Raw genomic sequence first — 16,609 nt, forward strand, 5'->3', positions numbered from 1 at the left:
CTGTCACGTAACGGGCAGCAGCCGGACCGCGTCGAGGGCCAGGGTGAGCTCGACGATGTCGAGCGGGCGCGCCAGGGAACGGCCGGTGAGCTGCTCGATGCGGCGGATGCGGTTGAAGACCGTGTTGCGGTGGCAGTACAGCTGCCCCGCGGCGCGCATGGCCGAGCCCTCGCAGCGCAGCCACGCCTGCAGGGTGCCGAGGAGCACGTCCCGGTCCGCCTGGTCGAGGGCGAGGATGGGCCGCAGCACAGCTCCGCTGAGGTGGCCCGCGAGCTCGGGCTGGCTGACCACCAGGGCGGCGGGCAGCCTGTCCTCCAGTCTGGCGATCTCCGGGCCGTCGCCCACGCACGTCCGCAGAGCGAGCTCGGCGAGCCGCCTGGCGCGGCCCAGCTCGGCCAGTCCCTCGACGATCGGGCTGATCCCGGCGCAGCCGGTGACGTGCGGGCGCAACTCCTCGGCCAGGTGCTCCATGTCCGCCTCGTGCAGCAGCACCACCGACACCTCGTAGTCGGGGCGCATCCGCCACAGCAACCGCATCGCACCCAGGGCGGTCGGCCGTGGGGCGTCGTCCCCGTGGTCGTGGCGGCCCGGCAACCTGGTGATGACGACGGCGTACCGGCCCAGCTCGGGCAGGTCCAGCGCGGCGGCGGCACTGCGGACCAGGGCGGCGTCCGCCCGGTCCTCCAGGAGCGCGTCGAGCAGGGCCTGGACCCTCTCGGCTGTGCGGCCGAACATCTCGGCCTCCCGTCTTCGGTAGGCCTCGGCGGCGGCGATCGCCTGCCTGTCGATGGCGTGCCACACCTTCGTGGCGCTGCGGATCAGGACCGGCAGGCTGTCGGACTCCTCCTCGGTGACCACGTCGATGAGGCCGTCCCACATCACCTGTGCGGAGAGCCGGTAGCTGCGCAGCAGGGAGTCCATGGGCAGGCCCTGCTCCGCCCTGCGCCGGGCGGTCTTCTCGGCCTGTGGCAGGTCGCGCCGCTCGGGGCGGGGCAGCAGGATGGCGCCGATGCCGTCCCGCATCGCCTCGTAGACGCTCTGCCAGTGGTCGTCGGTGGGCACCATCCTGCGGTACGCCTCGTCGGTGTCGCGGATCCTCGCGACGAGCTCGTCGGTGAGCTCGGGAAGTCTCAGCAGCAGCCGTCGGGCGGCCAGGCGCATGATCCTGCGTACTTCGTCATCCGTAACCGGCCGGGTCCCCATCTGGGAATCGTGTCAGCAAGTCAGGTAATGGAACAAGGTTCTGTTCTGTTTCGTGATCCGGGGTTGTACTCGCGCACAACCGCGCCCCGTCCGGCATGGGCGCCCGCCCCGACTTCACCTGGCCCTCTGGACGCCGGTGAACCACCTCGGTTGGGTGCGTTCATCGGCTGTACAGGAGGAACACATGGACGTGCACGCCCCTCGCCCGCCCGGAGACTCCGGGCTGGTCGTCAGGGATCTGGCGGTGAGCTACGGCCCGGTCCTGGCCCTGCGGGGTGTCTCGCTGGACGTCCCGCGCGGTTCGGTCGTCGCGGTGCTCGGCGGCAACGGCGCGGGGAAGTCCACCCTGCTGCGCGCCATATCGGGCACCCTCCGGTTCCATCGGGGCGGGATCACCGCGGGCGAGGTCACCTTCGGCGGGACGCGGCTCTCCGGCGCCACCACCTCGGCCGTCGTGGCCGGCGGCGTCGTCCAGGTACCCGAGGGCCGCCGGGTCTTCGCGCGGATGACCGTGGCGGAGAACCTGCGGGCCGGTGCACTCGGCGCGCCCGACCGGCGGTCGGCTGCCGAGGCGAGAGAGAAGGTGCTCACGCTCTTCCCCGTGCTCGCCGAGCGCGCCGGGCAGCGCGCGGGACTGCTGTCCGGGGGCGAGCAGCAGATGCTCGCCATCGGCCGCGCGCTGATGGCCAGACCGAGGATGCTTCTGCTCGACGAGCCCACCCTCGGCCTGGCGCCGATGATGGCCGCCCGGATCGCCGACACCGTTCGCGAGATCAACGCCGGGGGGACCACGGTGCTCCTGGTGGAGCAGAACGCCGCCATGGCCCTGTCCCTGGCCTCGCACGCCTACGTGCTGGAGGTCGGAGAGGTGGTCCTGTCGGGACCGGCCGCCGAACTCGCCGCGAGCGACGAGGTGCGCCGCCGCTACCTGGGCATCGAGGACACCCCCGCGGACGCGCCCGCGGACGCGGCCGACGCCCGTCCCGTGCTGGCGAGGTGGTCCGCGTGAGCGGTAAGGACACCTCCGTTCCCCGGCTCGACGTGCGCGAGGTGACGGTGCGCTTCGCCGGGCTCACCGCGCTGGACGCGGTCGGCTTCACCGTCGAGCCCGGCAGTGTGCACGCTGTGATCGGGCCCAACGGGGCGGGCAAGTCGACCTGCTTCAACGTCCTGTCGGGCGTCTACCGGGCCACCTCGGGCAGCGTGCGGTTCGGCGACGCGGAACTGACCGCCCTGGCCCCGCACCGCATCGCCGCCCTGGGCGTGGCGCGCACCTTCCAGAACATCGCGCTGTCGCCGATGCTGTCGGTGCGGGACAACCTGATGCTCGGCCGCCACCGGCTGACCCGCGCCGGGTTCCTCTCCGCCGGGCTGCGGCTGCCGTCGGCCCGGCGCGAGGCCGCCGCGCACGGCGGGCGGGTGACCGAGATCGCCGCGTTCGTCGGGCTCTTCGAGCACCTGGCCACGCCCGTCGGACTTCTGTCATACGGCGTGCAGAAGCGCGTGGAACTGGCACGGGCACTGTGCATGGAACCGCGGCTGCTGCTGCTGGACGAGCCGGTCGCCGGCATGAACGGCGGCGAGCGCCGCGACATGGCCGAACTGATCGTCGCGGTACGGGAGAGCCTCGGCATCTCGATCCTGCTGGTCGAGCACGACATGGGGATGGTCATGCGGCTCGCCGACGCGGTGACGGTCCTGGACTTCGGCAGGCGCATCGCGGACGGCCCGCCCGGCGAGGTGCAGAACGATCCCGAGGTCGTCCGCGCCTACCTGGGCGCGGCGGCCGAGGGCACGACCGCGAGCGGGACCGAGGAGGTCACCTCATGATCACCTTTCTCGAACTCCTGGTGAACGGCATCTCCGTCGGAGCGGTGTACGCGCTGATCGCCCTGGGCTTCGTGATCATCTTCAAGGCGACCGAGGTGGTGAACTTCGCCCACGCCTCGCTGCTGCTGGTCGGCGGATTCGTGGTCGCGAGGCTGCACCCGCTGATCGGCTTCTGGACCGCGCTGCTGCTGGGCATCGCCGGCGCGGCGGTCGTGGGCGCCCTGATCGAATTCCTGATCATCCGCAGGGCGAATGTCATCTCGCACAGCGTCCTCGCGATCGTGACGATCGGTGTCGACATCGTGCTGACCACCGAGCTCACCAGGCAGATCGGCACCGACGTGCTCGCCCTGGGCGACCCGTGGCGCGACCGGGTGCTGCACCTGGGAGGCGTCAGCATCGCCGAGACCCGGCTCGTCGCGCTGGCCGTCGCCGCGGTCCTGATCTCCGCCTTCCTGCTGGCGTTCAAGTACACGAACTGGGGCATCGCCATGCGCGCCACCGCGGAGGACACCGAGACCGCCGCGCTGATGGGCGTGCGGCGCGGGCGGGTCTCGATGGGGGCCTGGGCGGTCGCCGGAGCGCTCGCCGCCGTCGCCGCGCTCTTCCTGTGTGTCTTCCCCACCCCGGGTCTGGATCGCAGCACCACCTTCGCGGCGATGAAGGCGTTCCCCGCGGCGATCCTCGGCGGCCTCGACTCCACCACCGGGGCACTGGCCGGCGGGCTGATCATCGGTGTCACCGAGGCGATGATGAGCGGCTACCAGAACGACCTGGTCTTCCTCGGCCGGGGTATCGGCGACGTCGCGCCGTTCCTCGTGATGATCGTGGTCCTGCTCATCCGCCCCGCGGGGCTGTTCGGGACGAGGGAGCTGGCACGTGTCTAAGAAGGTCATCCTCTCCTGCGTCGTGCTGGTCGCGGCGGCGGTCGCCGTACCGTTCTACCTGGAGGGCTTCTGGCTGCAGGCCGGGCTCTTCGCGATGTCGGCGGCGATCGGGGCGATCGGCCTCAACCTGCTGACCGGTGCCACCGGCCAGCTCTCCATGGGCCACGCGTTCTTCCTCGCGGTCGGCGCGTACGCCTACGTCTACTTCGCCGCCGAACCGGAGGGCGGCGCGCACGCCCTCGGCGGCCTCGGCCTGCCCACGCCGGTCGCGGCACTGCTCGCGGTGCTCACCGCGGGTGTCGCGGGCGGGGTGTTCAGCCCCATCGCGGGACGCCTGAAGGGCGCGTACCTCGGCATCGCCACCCTCGCGCTGATCTTCGTCGGCCAGCACGTGCTGTTCAACGCCGAACCCGTGACGGGCGGCTACAACGGGCGGGCGGTGCCGCCGATGGAACTGTTCGGATTCGTGTTCGCCGACTCCCCCGAACTGGTGATCGCCCAGGTGCCGTTCGGGTCGCTGGAGCGCCTGTGGTTCCTCGGGCTGGCCGTGCTGACCTGCGCGGCGCTGTTCGCCCGCGGGGTGCTACGCGGCCGGCCGGGCCGGGCCATGAACACCATCCGCGACCACGAGATCGCGGCCGGGGTGATGGGCGTGCCGGTGGCCCGCTACCGCGCCGGGGTGTTCGTGCTGTCGTCGATGTACGGAGGGCTGGCCGGAGTCCTGATCGCGCTGGTCTTCCAGCGCACCGTACCCGACTACTTCGGCCTGCTGCTCTCCCTCGACTACCTGGCGATGATCATCATCGGCGGCCTCGGCTCCGTCGCGGGCGCGGTGATCGGCGCGTTCTTCATCTCCCTGCTCCCCCAGCTGCTCAGCCGCTACAGCGACGCCCTGCCGCTGGTGGCCGAGCCCGGCTCAGCCGGGGTCTCACCCGCCGAGGCGTCCCGCATCCTGTACGGCGCCGCCGTCGTCGTCATCGTCCTCTTCCTGCCCGGCGGGCTGCTCGGCCTCGCCAGGCGCCTGCGCCTCGCCGTGACCCGGCGGCCCGCCCCGGTCCCCGCGACGAGGAAGACCCCGCTCTCCCCCACCTCCGCCCCCTCCCCCGACACAAGGAACTGACATGGGAATCCCAAGAACCCCGGTCCGACGAATCGCGGTACTCGCCCTCCTGGCCCTGGCCGTCACCGCGTGCGCCAGCGAGAAGGCCACCGGGGGTGCGGCCGCCCCCTCCGCCGTCGGGGGGGACGGCGTGAAGACCGGCCCCGGCGTCACCGCCGACAAGATCACAATCGGCCTGATGACCGACCTCACCGGCCCGTACGCCTCCTTCGGCAAGAGCCTGACCCAGGCACAGCAGCTCTACTTCGAGCAGGCGAACGCGGCGGGGGGCGTGTGCGGGCGGCAGCTGGAGGCTCTGGTCCGTGACCACGGCTACGACGTGCAGAAGGCGGTCGCGGCCTACACCGAGATCTCCCCGAAGGTGGTGGCCCTCGCCCACGTCGTCGGCTCGCCCATGGTCAACGCGGTCAAGCAGCGCATCGAGGCCGACGACATGCTCACCATCCCGCAGGCGTGGGCGACCGGGCTGCTCGGCAGCAGGCCCATCCAGGTCACCGGGACGACCTACGACATCGACATGATCAACGGGGTGGACTTCCTCGCCAAGGAGAAGGGCATCAAGTCCGGCGACAAGATCGGCCACCTGTACTTCGAGGGCGACTACGGCGAGAGCGCGCTGAACGGCTCCAAGTACGCGGCGGAGAAGCTCGGCCTCAAGCTCGTGGAGCAGAAGATCAAGGCCACCGACCAGGACATGAGCGCCCAGGTCGCCGCCTTCAAGGCCGAGGGCGTCAAGGCCGTCCTGGTCTCCGTCGGCCCCAGGCAGACCGCCTCGCTCGTCGGCGTCTCGCTCGCCAAGGGCATGGACGTGCCGTTCGTCGGCAGCAACTCGGCCTACTCCCCGCAGCTGCTGCCCACCCCGGCGGGTCCCGCGCTGCTGAAGGACTTCTACTACATCACCGCCGGCACCCCGATCAGCGCCGACCAGCCGGCCATGAAGAAGCTGGCCGCCGACTACGCGGCGAAGTATCCGGACGCGGCCATCGACAGCGGTGTCTCCGCCGGCTACTCGGCGGCGGCGATCGTCGTCGACGCGCTCAAGAAGGCCTGCGAGGGCAAGGACCTGACCCGGGCCGCCGTGGTCGCCGCGCACCGCGGCCAGTCGGCCTGGGGCGCGGAGTTCGGTGCCGTCATGGACTTCACCACGTTCGACAAGCCCGCCTCACTGCTGTCGTACGTCGCCAAGCCGGACAAGGACGCCCTGGGCGGCGCGGTGATCTTCAAGGAGGCCGCCACCTCCGACCTGGCCAGGACCTACCAGGTCCCGGTGGGCTGATCCGCGGTTCACGGCGGCACCCCGCACCCCCGGCGACGAAGGTGCGGGGCCCGTCGCTCCGGGCTAGCGTGGGAGGGACCGCAGACCTTCGCATCCGGGAACACAATGACCCAGAAGCTCAACACCGGCAGCCACGACCTGCCGGTCTCCGACGCCCTCGCCGAGTTCATGAACACCGGCTGGGCCGACACCCACCGCGACGACCTGGCCGCGCTGCCACAGGCCGCCTACACCGCCAAGCGGCGCGCCGCGCTCGCCGCCCGCTTCCCCGGTGAACGGCTGGTCGTCCCGTCCGGCACGCTCAAGGCGCGTAGCAACGACAGCGACTACCGGTTCCGGACGCACAGCGCGTTCGCCTACCTCACCGGTGACCAGGAACCCGACGACGTGCTGGTCGTCGAGCCCTCCGGGGAGGCCGTCCTGTTCCTGCGCCCCCGCTCGGTGCGGTCGGCGCCGGGACAGGCCGGGCAGGAGTTCTACCGCGACCGCCGCTACGGCGAGTTCTGGGTCGGCCGCCGCCCCGACCTGGCCGAGGCGGAGGCGCTGTACCAGATCGCCTGCGCGCCGATCGACAGGCTCGACGACGTGCTCGGCGGGCCCGCGCGGGTGCTGCGCGGGGTGGACGCGTCGGTGGACGGGCGAGTCGCGCCCGGCGACGGGGACGAGGAGCTGGAGGCGTTCCTGTCCGAGATGCGGCTGATCAAGGACGACTGGGAGATCGCGGAGCTGCAGTTCGCGGTGGACGCGACCACGCGCGGGTTCGAGGACGTGGTGCGGGCCCTGCCCGCCGCCCTGGGACACCGGCGCGGCGAGCGCTACCTGGAGGGGGTCTTCGGCCTCCGCTCCCGGCTGGAGGGCAACGCGGTCGGCTACGACAGCATCGTGGCCTCCGGCGCGAACGCGTGCGTGCTGCACTGGATCCGCAACGACGGGCGGCTGAACGAGAGCGAGTTGCTCCTCCTCGACGCGGGCGTGGAGACCGACCACCTCTACACCGCCGACATCACCAGGACCCTGCCGCTCTCCGGGCGCTTCGACCCGGTCCAGCGCCAGGTCTACGAGCTGGTGTACGAGGCCCAGGAGGCGGCGATCGCCGTCCTGCGGCCCGGTGCGAGCTTCCGTGACTTCCACCGTGCGGCCATGCGGGTCATCGTGGAGGGACTGCGCGACTGGGGCGTGCTGAAGATCAGCGCGGACGAGGCGATGGAGCCGGACAGCGGCCTGTACCGCCGCTACACGCTGTGCAGCAGCGGCCACATGCTCGGCATGGACGTGCACGACTGCGCCAGGGCCCGCGCGGAGGTCTATCTGGACGGTGTGCTGGAGGAGGGCCAGGTGCTGACCGTCGAACCCGGCCTCTACCTGCAGCCTGACGACCTGACGCTGCCGCCGGAGCTGCGCGGCATCGGGGTGCGCATCGAGGACGACCTCGTCATCACGGCCGACGGCGCCCGCCTCATGTCAGGCGGTCTGCCCCGCCACCCGGACGAGATCGAGAAGTGGATGGGGTGTTGATTGCGACGCTGTGCCGATTGCGACGCTAACGCGTCGCGGTTCGGCCACCTATTGATGGCGACGCTGCGCGTCGCGGTGAGGCCGCTCTTATCCGGCTCCTTCCCTCGTCGAGGGAGGTCGCTCGTTCCTCACGAGTTGCCGGCGCGGCCTCACGGCCCCGCTCTCCTCAGTCCAGTCGCCGGCGCGGCCTCACGGGAGCCCGTAGGTGAGCGGCCTTGTGAGGTCCGTAGGTGAAGCGGTTTCCGTGGGGCGCGTAGGGGCGCGTCCGCATGGGAAGGCGGGAGGAAAATGTGAGGGGCTGACAAGTTGAAAGGTGGGGGTCATACCTTTTCATCAAATTACTTGAGAAGCATCGACTTACTGGAATACCCGTCAGTAGCGTGGCTGGTCCATGGTCGGAGTCGCTAGTTCCGAGGTGGTCATGGCTCAACGGACGGCGGGTTGATGGCGATCGGCGGGCGGACGAGGGTCGCCGGTTACCTGGTCCGCCGGACGACGGGCGTGCTGGACCGGATCGGCGACATGTCAGTGATCGCCCTTGAGGGCTTCCGCCGCACCTGGGACGTCAGGACCTGGTTCTGGGAGTTCGTCCAGCAGTGCTGGTTCCTGGCCCGCGTCACCAGCCTGCCCGTGCTGCTGGTCTCGCTCCCGCTGGGCGCGACCGTCGCCCTGCAGGTGGGCCAGCTGGCCTGGCAACTGGGCGCCTCCTCCGCCACCGGCGGCGCGGTGGTCGTCGGCCTGGTCCGCGAGGTCGCCCCGATGGCCTCCGCCCTGCTGATCGCCGGAGCCGGGGGCTCGGCCATGACCTCCGACATCGGCGCCCGCAACATCCGCGACGAGCTGGCCGCCATGGAGGTGATGGCGGTCAACCCGATCCACCGCCTGGTCACCCCCCGGCTCTGGGCGGCGAGTACGGTGGCGGTGCTGCTGGTACCGCTGGTCATCGTGGCCGGGGCGAGTGGCGGCTACTTCTTCAACGTCATCGTCCAGGGCGTCACGCCCGGCGCGTACTTCGACGGCGCGGTCTCGCTGCTGGTCACCAGCGACCTGCTGGTGACGCTGCTCAAAGCCTGGATCTTCGGCTTCATCGCGGCCGTCATGTCGTGCTACTTCGGCATGACCTGCCAGACCAGCCCGGTCGGCGTGGGCCGCGCGGTGAACCAGTCGACGGTCGTCACGTTCATGCTGGTCTTCGCGGTCAACTACGTGATCACCATGATCTACTTTCTCGCCTATCCGCCGAGGGCGATGTGATGGCCGTCGTACCGGAGGCGCGCACCGCGGGGGTTCGCGCGTACGGGCTGATCCGCGACGGCGCGGACCGGCTGGCCTCGCTGTCGGACTGGCCGCTCTTCCTGTGGAAGGTCGTCTTCTACTCGGTCAGGGACATCGTCCTGCGGCTGAAGTTCTCCAAGGTCGTCCTGCGCCAGGTCAGCGACGTGGTGGTGGGCGTCGGTGCGACGGTCATCGGCGGCGGCATGGTCTTCGTGGTGTTCACCATGGCCTTCGCGGTCGGTGCCACCGTCGGCCTCCAGGGCTACCAGGGCCTGCAGTCGATCGGGGCCGAGTCCTTCATCGGGCTGGTGGGCAGCTTCGCCAACGTGCGGGAGATCACCCCGATCATCGCGGCGGTCGCGCTCGCGGCCCAGGTCGGCTCGTCCTTCACCGCCGAACTCGGTGCCATGCGGATCTCCGAGGAGATCGACGCGCTGGAGGTGATGGCCATCAACGCGTTCACCTACCTCATCTGCACCCGCGTGGTGGCCGCGCTGATCGCGCTGATCCCGGTCTACCTGATCGCGCTGTTCGCCAGCTTCTTCGCCACCCGGCTGATGTGCACCGTCCTGTTCGGCATGTCGCCGGGCGTCTACGACTACTACTTCTACCTCGGCCTGCCGGTGATCGACATCGTCTACAGCGTGATCAAAGTGATCGTCTTCGCGTTCGCCGTGGTCAGCATCCACTGCTACTACGGGTTCAACGCCACCGGCGGCCCGGTCGGCGTGGGCATCGCGGCCGGGCGGGCGATCCGGCAGTCGATCGTCACGGTCATCCTCCTCAACCTGCTGCTGTCCTACCTGTTCTGGGGTGGCGGCAGCAGCCTGAAGCTGACGGGGTGAGCCGGATGGCGGCCAGGGGCGAGGTGGCGCTGCCGATCAGGCTGGCGATCTCGATCGTCGTGCTGCTGGTCCTGGCCGTGTCCGTCGCCGCGGTGGTGCGTGGTGCCTCCGAGGTGAGCGGCACCCGGCTGACCGCGGTGTTCACCCGTTCGGGCCAGGGCCTGGACCCCAACTCCCCCGTCAAGATCCGCGGCATCACGGTGGGCGGGGTCGGTTCGGTCACCCTGGACCGGCAGGGCCGGGCCGTGGTCGCCATATACGTGGATCCCGGAGTCAGGGTGCCCCAGAGCGTCACCGCCACGATCGAGCCGAGCTCGGTCTTCGGCCCCAAGTTCGTCAACCTCGTCCCCGGCTCCGGCGAGACCTCCGGCCCCTACCTGCTCAGCGGCGCGGTCATCACCAGGACCGAGGCCCCCTCCGACCTGTCGGACTCCCTCACCGACGCGTACGAGGGGCTGAAGGCGATCGACCCGCAGGACGTCACGACCATCGTGCACACCCTGGGCCGGGGTCTGGACGGCAAGGGCTCGCAGCTGCGGGCGATCATCGGCGACGCCGGAAGGGTCATCGAGGTGGCCCACCGGCACCGCGCCGACTTCCAGCGGTTCATCGGCGACGCCGGGGACCTCAGCGCGGCCCTGGCCGACAAGGGCGACGAGCTGGTGGCCATCTCCGCGGACGCCAATGTGATCACTCCCGACCTGCTGAAGCGGGCCGACAAGGTACGCGCCCTGCTCAAGGAACTCGACGACGTCTCCCGCCTGACCGCGCACGGCCTGCGCGAGCACCGCCGCGACCTCAAGGCCGCGGTCAACTCCGGGGAACGCGTCGCCTCCCTGCTGTACGCGCAGCTCGGCATCGCCGGAGACGGTGTGCGAGGGCTGAACCGGATGCTCGCCGTACTCAACGACCTGGCCTCGGGGCAGGGCCCGAACGGCACCGCCCAGATCAAGATGGAGACCTTCATCTCGACGGACGTGTGCGAGCTCTTCGTCGGCGCGTGCGGCTCCACGAAGGGCGGGTGAGCGCGTGGCCGGATCCGCGGAGCAGGTTCGGCGCCGCTGGACGCTGGGCAAGTTCGTGCTCTTCCTCCTGGTGACGGGCACGCTGATCGTCCTGATCGGCGGCCAGATCGCCAGGGTCGACGTGGGCGACTCCTACAGTCTCGTCGCCACCTTCGACGACGTCTCCGGGCTGCACGAGGGAGACCAGGTGAAGATCGCGGGTGCGCCCGTCGGGCAGGTCGACACGATCGAGGTGGTCGCGGGCCGGGCCGAGGTCACGCTCAGCGTACGGACGGATGTACGGGTTCCCTCCGACAGCTCGGCCGCGATCCGCTGGCGCAACACGATCGGGCAGCGAGTGGTCTATCTGGAGCCGGGCACCGCCGGGGAGATGCTCGGCGACGGCGCCCGCGTGGAGCGGACGAGTTCGGTGGTCGACATCGGCGAGCTCGTGAGCGACCTGGGCCCGCTCACCCGCAGCCTCGACCCCGAGCAGATCAACCAGTTGCTCACCGCGGCGGGCGAGGCGCTGGACGGCAACCAGGAGAACATCCCCGAACTGGTCGACAACCTCGACGACCTGACCGGCACGATCGCCGAACGCAGGAAGGTCATCCAGGGGCTGCTGGAGGACTACGCCACGGTGACCGACGTCGTCGCCCGCAGGGACCGGCAGATAGCCCAGCTGGTCGACAACCTGGTCACGCTGACCGGCGCGTTCGCCCGCAACCGCGAGCTGGTCGACGACGCCCTGGTGGAGCTGTCCACCACGGTCAGGGTCAACGACCGGGTGCTCGGCGCGAACTCCCAGGAGTTCGGCCGGGTGGTGGACCACCTGACCCGGCTCACCGGCGGCATCCGGCGCAACATCGGCAGCGTGGAAAGGCTCCTCGGCACGCTCACCCCGCCGCTGCGGCGCTCGTTCCAGGTGACCGGCCAGGGCAACTTCGTCACCGCGTACGTGCCCTGCTTCGCGCTCGGCCCGCTGCCCTGCCCGTACCCGATGAAGAGCCCTCCGCCGCTGCGCGGCTCCTTCAAGCTGTCCGACACCGGTGACCTGCGCCGGGTTCTGGTGGGGTCCTGATGGCGCTCAAGTCGTTTCGCGACCGCAACAGGACCGTCGTCGGCCTGGTGTCGATGACGGTCCTCACCGTCGTGCTGGTCGTCACCTTCCTCATCGGCAACCTGGGGCTGCTGGAGGGGGGATACCCGATGTCGGCGGTGCTGCCCGACTCGGCCGGGCTGCGTTCCGGCAACGACGTCCGGGTGGCGGGGGTGACGGTCGGCAAGGTCACCGAGGTCCGCGCCGACTACTCCCAGGGGCACGTCGTGGTGACCTGGAGGGTGGACGACGGGATCAGACTCGGCCCGCAGACCCGGGCCGAGATCGCCCTGTCCAACCTGCTGGGCGGGCGCTACGTCAGGCTCACCGGGCCGGTCACCCGCCCGTACATGGACGAGTTGCCCGAGGAGCAGCGGCGGATCCCCATGTCCCGGACGAGCACCCCCGTGCTGGTCACCGACGCGCTCAAGGACGCCACCCGGCTGGTGCAGCGGCTCGACACCGACTCCGTCGACAGGCTCCTGGCCGAGCTGGCGGAGCTCAAGCCCGCCCGCCAGGGCAGGGTCAGCAAGCTGCTGGACAACATCGGCGAGCTGTCGGAGATCATCAGCGAGAGCGAGCCTCAGTTGCGGCGGCTGCTGGACAACGGCAACAAGATCATGGACGTGCTGGAGAAGAAGGACGCGCAGATCGGCCGCCTGATCGACTCGATCGAGATCATGCTCAACGAGCTGCGGCTCCGCCGCGACGAGCTGAAGTCGCTGCTCGGCGACGGCAGCGACCTGGTCAACAGCATCACCACCCTGGTCACCCGGCACGAGAAGGACCTGATCACGGTGCTCGACGACGTGACCGCCATCGGCAACCGTCTCGACTCCACCAGCGGCAGAAACCTCAACTCGGTGCTCGCCTGGGTCGGCCCCACCTTCTCCGGGCTCGCCACGACCGGCGGCCACGGGCCGTGGATAGAAGCCGTCGCCACCGGGCTGGGGCCGATCAACCCCGAGGTGCTGGCTGCCATCCGCAAGGACAGGAACAGCCGTTGACAGCACAGGGACAGCAAGGAGCGAGCCGCCCGCACCGCGCCCGCACCGCGGCGCGGTCCCCGGCGCGCAGGGTGATCGCGGCGCTGCTCGCGGGAGTGCTGCTGGCCTCCACCGGGGGGTGTTCGCTGCTGCCGGGCGGGGCCGGCCCCTACCGGCTGACCGCCTACTTCAGCGCGGCCCCCTCGCTGTACGAGCAGGCGAAGGTCAAGGTGCTGGGCCTGGACGCGGGGACCGTGGAGAAGCTCACGGTCGAGGGCGACAGGGTCCGGGCGGATCTGCTGATCGACGGGGGGATACCGCTGCCCGCCGATGTCAACGCCATCGTGGCCGCGCAGAACACGCTGGGCGAGCGGAACGTGGTGCTCCACCCGCCCTGGACGCCCGGCAAGCCGAAGATCGCACCCGATGCGGTGATCCCGCTGGAGCGGACCGACCTGCCGGTGGAGATCGACGACGCCCTGGAGGCGTTCACCAAGCTCACCGACGCCCTCGACACCGACAAGATGGGCGATGTGGCCGGCAACCTGGCCGACACCGTCAGAGGCCGGGGCAAGCAGATCAACGGCGCGCTCGCCGACGCCGCCTCGCTGACCCGTACCCTCGCCGGGCAGGACGAGCAGCTGATCGAGCTGGCCAGGGGCCTCAACCGGATCGCCACCAACCTCAACCGGCGCGAGAAGCAGGTGAAGACCACCATCGACGCCTTCGCCGAGGCCGGCGCCACCCTCGCCGACGAGCGGCAGCGGATGAAACGCTTCATCACCGGCCTGGCGGAGTTCGTGCAGCGCGGTGACGTGCTGATCGAGGCGTACCAGGAGCGGCTGCCCAAGGGGGTGGCCAACCTCGCCGAGCTGGTGCTGACCCTCAAGGTCAACAGCGAGTCGGTGGCCGAAGGCATCGAGGGCACCAGGAAGTTCCTGGACAACATGATCCTGTCGTGGGACAGGAAGAACCACGTGCTCAAGATCCGTGTGGTGCTCAACGCGCTGACGCGGGTCTGGCTGACCCCGCTCTTCGAGGCCATGGGCCTGGGCAAGGTGCCCTGCCTGCCGGGAGAGCTGAGCAACTGCCCCTGGCAGGGAAGCGGGAAGGGCCGCTGATGGGCACGGGAGTACGGGAGCGGACGGAGACGCCCTCGGGGACACGACCGGGGACACCGGCGGGCGCGGGCCAAAAGATCGCGGGCCGGTGGCGGTGGACCCGCCCGGTCGCCGGGCTGGCCGTGCTCTGGCTGAGCGCGGCGTGCAGCCTGCAGACCCTGGGCGCGCCGACCGGCGAGCTCACCCTGACCGCGACCTTCGACGACGTGCAGAGCCTGGTGGCCGGACACAGCGTTCAGGTGTCCGACGTACGGGTGGGCAGCGTGACCGACATCCGGCTGGAGGGCTACCGGGCGAAGGTCACCATGTCCATCGAGGACGGCAACCAGGTGCCCGAGGGGACGAGCGCCATCGTCGCCAAGACCTCGATCCTCGGCGAGAACTACATCGAGCTGGATCTTCCCGAAGGGCGGGACATGACGACGGGGCCGTTCATGCGAAGCGGCTCGACCATCGCCGTGACCTCCGTCAAACCCGACATCGAGCAGGTCACCGAGCGGGCCGGGCCGCTCGTCGACGCGCTCGGCGCCCAGGATGTGAACGCCGTCCTGGACGCGGCGGCGACCGGGATCGGCGGCAAGGGCAAGGACCTCAACCGGCTCCTGCGGCAGACCACCGAGGTCACCACCGCCTACGCGGAGTCCCGCGAGGACCTGGCCCGTACCATCGACGGCCTGGCCAGGCTCGGCGACGAACTCGCCAAGGGCACCGCGGAGCTGGACCGGCTGCCCGGCACGCTCGCCGACGCCACCGCCCGCCTGAACCACGGCCGCAGGCACATCAAGAAGACCCTCAGGGAGCTCACCGCGCTGGCCCGTGAGGTCAACGACACGATCTATCCCAGGCACGAGGCCCGGCTGCGCACCCTGCTGCGCGAGCTCGACGCGGTCTCCACCTCGGCGGTACGCGGCAAGGAGGACCTGAAGGTGCTGGTGAGCCGGGTGCAGAGCTTCCTCGACCAGCCACCACTCGTGGTGAACGGCCAGTTGCTGATCTCCGTGTGGCTCAAGGGGCTGCTGCTGCCCGAGCCGAAGAAGAGCGACAGGCCCCGCCTGCCCAACTCGGTGGACGACTTCCGCCTGCTGCTGGGGCCGCCGCGATGAGGAACCGCATCTGGATCAACCTCGGCTTCTTCGCGGCGCTCGGCGTCGTGATGACCGTGTGGGCGTTCACCACCATCATCAAGCTGGACCTCGTCGAGCGGCCGTACCGGATCAACGCCGAGTTCCTCTCCTCCCCCGGCCTGGTGGAGGGCTTCGACGTGGCCTACCTCGGCGTGCGGATCGGCCGGATCAGCGGCGTGGAGCTGGCACCCGGCAAGATCGTTGTCGCGCTGAGCATCGATCGCGGGGTGCGTCTGCCCCGGGACGTCACCGCCGAGGTGCGCCGCAAGTCCGCCATCGGCGAGCCGTACGTGGAGATCTCCCCGCCCAGGAGCGGAACCGGCGGTGAGGGCGCCGTCCTGGCCGCGGGCGCCACCATCCCGCTGGCCGGCACCTCGGTACCGCTCGACTACCGGAAGCTGTTCGACGGTGTCGGCAAGCTGCTCGACGCGGTGCCGGCCGAGGACGCCCGGACCATCGTGGGGGAGCTGGCGACCGGCCTGGACGGGCGGACGACCTCGATCCGGGAGATCGTCGACAACGCGCACGACCTCACCGCGACCCTCGCCGAGAACACCGACGTGCTGGACGAGTTGTCGGTGCAGCTCACCCGGCTCACCGGGACCCTGGCGGACAGGCGCGAGAAACTGTCCGAGGGGGTGGACGACCTGGCCGCGGTGACCCGGGCGATCCGCGAGTCCCGCAGGCAGCTGAACGCCGCCCTCGACCACGGGCCGAGCTTCTTCCGGCAGGTCGACACCCTGCTCACCACCGCACGCCCCGGCCTGTCCTGCCTGCTGACCGCTGGAGGCGTCAAGCCCGGCAAGGTGTTCGGCGGCCGTACTCCCGACAACGTCAACCACCTGCTCCGCAACGTACCCACCGCGCAGGCGCTGATCGCCGACGTGAGCGACAGGCAGGCCGACGGCCTGTACGGCAGGACCGCCTTCATCTTCAGCGTCCCCGGCGGCCCCAAGGCCGCGCGGGAGTATCGCAATCCGCTGGCTCCCCCGACGGTCCCCAAGCTCCGCACCTGCCCGAAGGGACCCGCGAGCAAGGTGGCGGCCGGAAAGGACGAGGAGGCTCCCGGCGACGAGAACGCCGGCGGAGACGCCGACGACGAGTCCGCGGACGGGGCGACCGCCGAACCCGGCGACGCGACACCGGCGCCTGAGGAGAGCCGGGAGCCGGTACCGGCCGCGGACACCGGCCGGACCTCGGAGTCCTCCCAGGACATGACCCCCCTCATTGTTGCGATCTTCGCCGCGGTCGCCGTCTCCGGCGGTGTGCTCGGCTGGATCGCCGTCGGCCGAGCCTCCCGCCGCCGTGAACAGGAGTAAGC

At 70.5% G+C, this 16,609-nt stretch carries 15 protein-coding genes; 14 read left to right on the plus strand and 1 reads right to left on the minus strand.

The window, feature by feature from the left end; translation table 11 throughout:
• Positions 1-3: 3 nt before the first annotated feature.
• Positions 4-1,203: a PucR family transcriptional regulator gene (locus ABT061_RS26015; protein ID WP_350922536.1), complete on the minus strand. Its 1,200-nt coding sequence runs from the start codon at positions 1,201-1,203 to the stop codon at positions 4-6.
• A gap of 184 nt (positions 1,204-1,387) precedes the next feature.
• On the opposite strand from ABT061_RS26015, the gene ABT061_RS26020 reads away from it, so the two are divergent.
• The 14 genes from ABT061_RS26020 (at position 1,388) to ABT061_RS26085 (ending at position 16,607) form a co-directional block, all read left to right on the plus strand.
• Positions 1,388-2,212, plus strand: a complete 825-nt coding sequence (locus ABT061_RS26020) for an ABC transporter ATP-binding protein (protein WP_350922538.1) — start codon at positions 1,388-1,390, stop codon at positions 2,210-2,212.
• Positions 2,209-3,033 (plus strand): ABC transporter ATP-binding protein, encoded by an 825-nt coding sequence (locus ABT061_RS26025; RefSeq protein WP_350922541.1) that lies wholly within the window; start codon positions 2,209-2,211, stop codon positions 3,031-3,033. The genes ABT061_RS26020 and ABT061_RS26025 overlap by 4 nt, the downstream gene beginning before the upstream one ends.
• Positions 3,030-3,920, plus strand: coding sequence for a branched-chain amino acid ABC transporter permease (locus ABT061_RS26030; protein ID WP_350922544.1), 891 nt, complete (start codon positions 3,030-3,032; stop codon positions 3,918-3,920). The genes ABT061_RS26025 and ABT061_RS26030 overlap by 4 nt, the downstream gene beginning before the upstream one ends.
• Positions 3,913-5,040 carry a branched-chain amino acid ABC transporter permease gene (locus ABT061_RS26035; protein WP_350922546.1) on the plus strand — a complete coding sequence of 376 codons (1,128 nt, stop codon included), beginning with the start codon at positions 3,913-3,915 and terminating at the stop codon, positions 5,038-5,040. Before ABT061_RS26030 ends, ABT061_RS26035 begins: the two co-directional genes overlap by 8 nt.
• Position 5,041: 1 nt before the next feature.
• Positions 5,042-6,316, plus strand: coding sequence for an ABC transporter substrate-binding protein (locus ABT061_RS26040; protein ID WP_350922549.1), 1,275 nt, complete (start codon positions 5,042-5,044; stop codon positions 6,314-6,316).
• Positions 6,317-6,421: 105 nt separating this feature from the next.
• Complete coding sequence (locus ABT061_RS26045; RefSeq protein WP_350922551.1) at positions 6,422-7,831, plus strand: aminopeptidase P family protein; 1,410 nt, start codon at positions 6,422-6,424, stop codon at positions 7,829-7,831.
• A 444-nt stretch (positions 7,832-8,275) separates the two neighbouring features.
• On the plus strand, positions 8,276-9,085 hold the full coding sequence (locus ABT061_RS26050) for an MlaE family ABC transporter permease (protein ID WP_350922553.1): 810 nt from the start codon (positions 8,276-8,278) through the stop codon (positions 9,083-9,085).
• Complete coding sequence (locus ABT061_RS26055) at positions 9,085-9,951, plus strand: ABC transporter permease (RefSeq protein WP_350922556.1); 867 nt, start codon at positions 9,085-9,087, stop codon at positions 9,949-9,951. The genes ABT061_RS26050 and ABT061_RS26055 overlap by 1 nt, the downstream gene beginning before the upstream one ends.
• A 5-nt stretch (positions 9,952-9,956) precedes the next feature.
• The gene (locus tag ABT061_RS26060) at positions 9,957-10,976 is read left to right on the plus strand and encodes an MCE family protein (RefSeq protein ID WP_350922885.1); all 1,020 of its coding nucleotides are present in this window, start codon (positions 9,957-9,959) and stop codon (positions 10,974-10,976) included.
• Positions 10,977-10,980: 4 nt separating this feature from the next.
• Positions 10,981-12,039 carry an MCE family protein gene (locus ABT061_RS26065; RefSeq protein ID WP_350922558.1) on the plus strand — a complete coding sequence of 353 codons (1,059 nt, stop codon included), beginning with the start codon at positions 10,981-10,983 and terminating at the stop codon, positions 12,037-12,039.
• Positions 12,039-13,064 (plus strand): MlaD family protein, encoded by a 1,026-nt coding sequence (locus ABT061_RS26070; RefSeq protein WP_350922560.1) that lies wholly within the window; start codon positions 12,039-12,041, stop codon positions 13,062-13,064. Before ABT061_RS26065 ends, ABT061_RS26070 begins: the two co-directional genes overlap by 1 nt.
• Positions 13,061-14,164 carry an MCE family protein gene (locus ABT061_RS26075; protein ID WP_350922563.1) on the plus strand — a complete coding sequence of 368 codons (1,104 nt, stop codon included), beginning with the start codon at positions 13,061-13,063 and terminating at the stop codon, positions 14,162-14,164. Before ABT061_RS26070 ends, ABT061_RS26075 begins: the two co-directional genes overlap by 4 nt.
• Positions 14,164-15,267 carry an MCE family protein gene (locus tag ABT061_RS26080; protein WP_350922565.1) on the plus strand — a complete coding sequence of 368 codons (1,104 nt, stop codon included), beginning with the start codon at positions 14,164-14,166 and terminating at the stop codon, positions 15,265-15,267. Before ABT061_RS26075 ends, ABT061_RS26080 begins: the two co-directional genes overlap by 1 nt.
• Entirely contained in the window at positions 15,264-16,607 is a 1,344-nt protein-coding gene (locus tag ABT061_RS26085) for an MCE family protein (protein ID WP_350922567.1), read from the plus strand. The genes ABT061_RS26080 and ABT061_RS26085 overlap by 4 nt, the downstream gene beginning before the upstream one ends.
• Positions 16,608-16,609 lie beyond the last annotated feature (2 nt).

Source organism: Streptosporangium sp. NPDC002544, from assembly GCF_040295965.1.
GTDB lineage: Bacteria > Actinomycetota > Actinomycetes > Streptosporangiales > Streptosporangiaceae > Streptosporangium.

What these genes read in the sequence shown, in the direction of transcription:
- ABT061_RS26015 (WP_350922536.1), bottom strand. Translation starts at nt 1,203, where the DNA reads ATGGGGACCCGGCCGGTTACGGATGACGAAGTACGCAGGATCATGCGC.
- ABT061_RS26020 (WP_350922538.1), top strand. Translation starts at nt 1,388, where the DNA reads ATGGACGTGCACGCCCCTCGCCCGCCCGGAGACTCCGGGCTGGTCGTC.
- ABT061_RS26030 (WP_350922544.1), top strand. Translation starts at nt 3,030, where the DNA reads ATGATCACCTTTCTCGAACTCCTGGTGAACGGCATCTCCGTCGGAGCG.
- ABT061_RS26040 (WP_350922549.1), top strand. Translation starts at nt 5,042, where the DNA reads ATGGGAATCCCAAGAACCCCGGTCCGACGAATCGCGGTACTCGCCCTC.
- ABT061_RS26045 (WP_350922551.1), top strand. Translation starts at nt 6,422, where the DNA reads ATGACCCAGAAGCTCAACACCGGCAGCCACGACCTGCCGGTCTCCGAC.
- ABT061_RS26050 (WP_350922553.1), top strand. Translation starts at nt 8,276, where the DNA reads ATGGCGATCGGCGGGCGGACGAGGGTCGCCGGTTACCTGGTCCGCCGG.
- ABT061_RS26055 (WP_350922556.1), top strand. Translation starts at nt 9,085, where the DNA reads ATGGCCGTCGTACCGGAGGCGCGCACCGCGGGGGTTCGCGCGTACGGG.
- ABT061_RS26060 (WP_350922885.1), top strand. Translation starts at nt 9,957, where the DNA reads ATGGCGGCCAGGGGCGAGGTGGCGCTGCCGATCAGGCTGGCGATCTCG.
- ABT061_RS26070 (WP_350922560.1), top strand. Translation starts at nt 12,039, where the DNA reads ATGGCGCTCAAGTCGTTTCGCGACCGCAACAGGACCGTCGTCGGCCTG.
- ABT061_RS26080 (WP_350922565.1), top strand. Translation starts at nt 14,164, where the DNA reads ATGGGCACGGGAGTACGGGAGCGGACGGAGACGCCCTCGGGGACACGA.
- ABT061_RS26085 (WP_350922567.1), top strand. Translation starts at nt 15,264, where the DNA reads ATGAGGAACCGCATCTGGATCAACCTCGGCTTCTTCGCGGCGCTCGGC.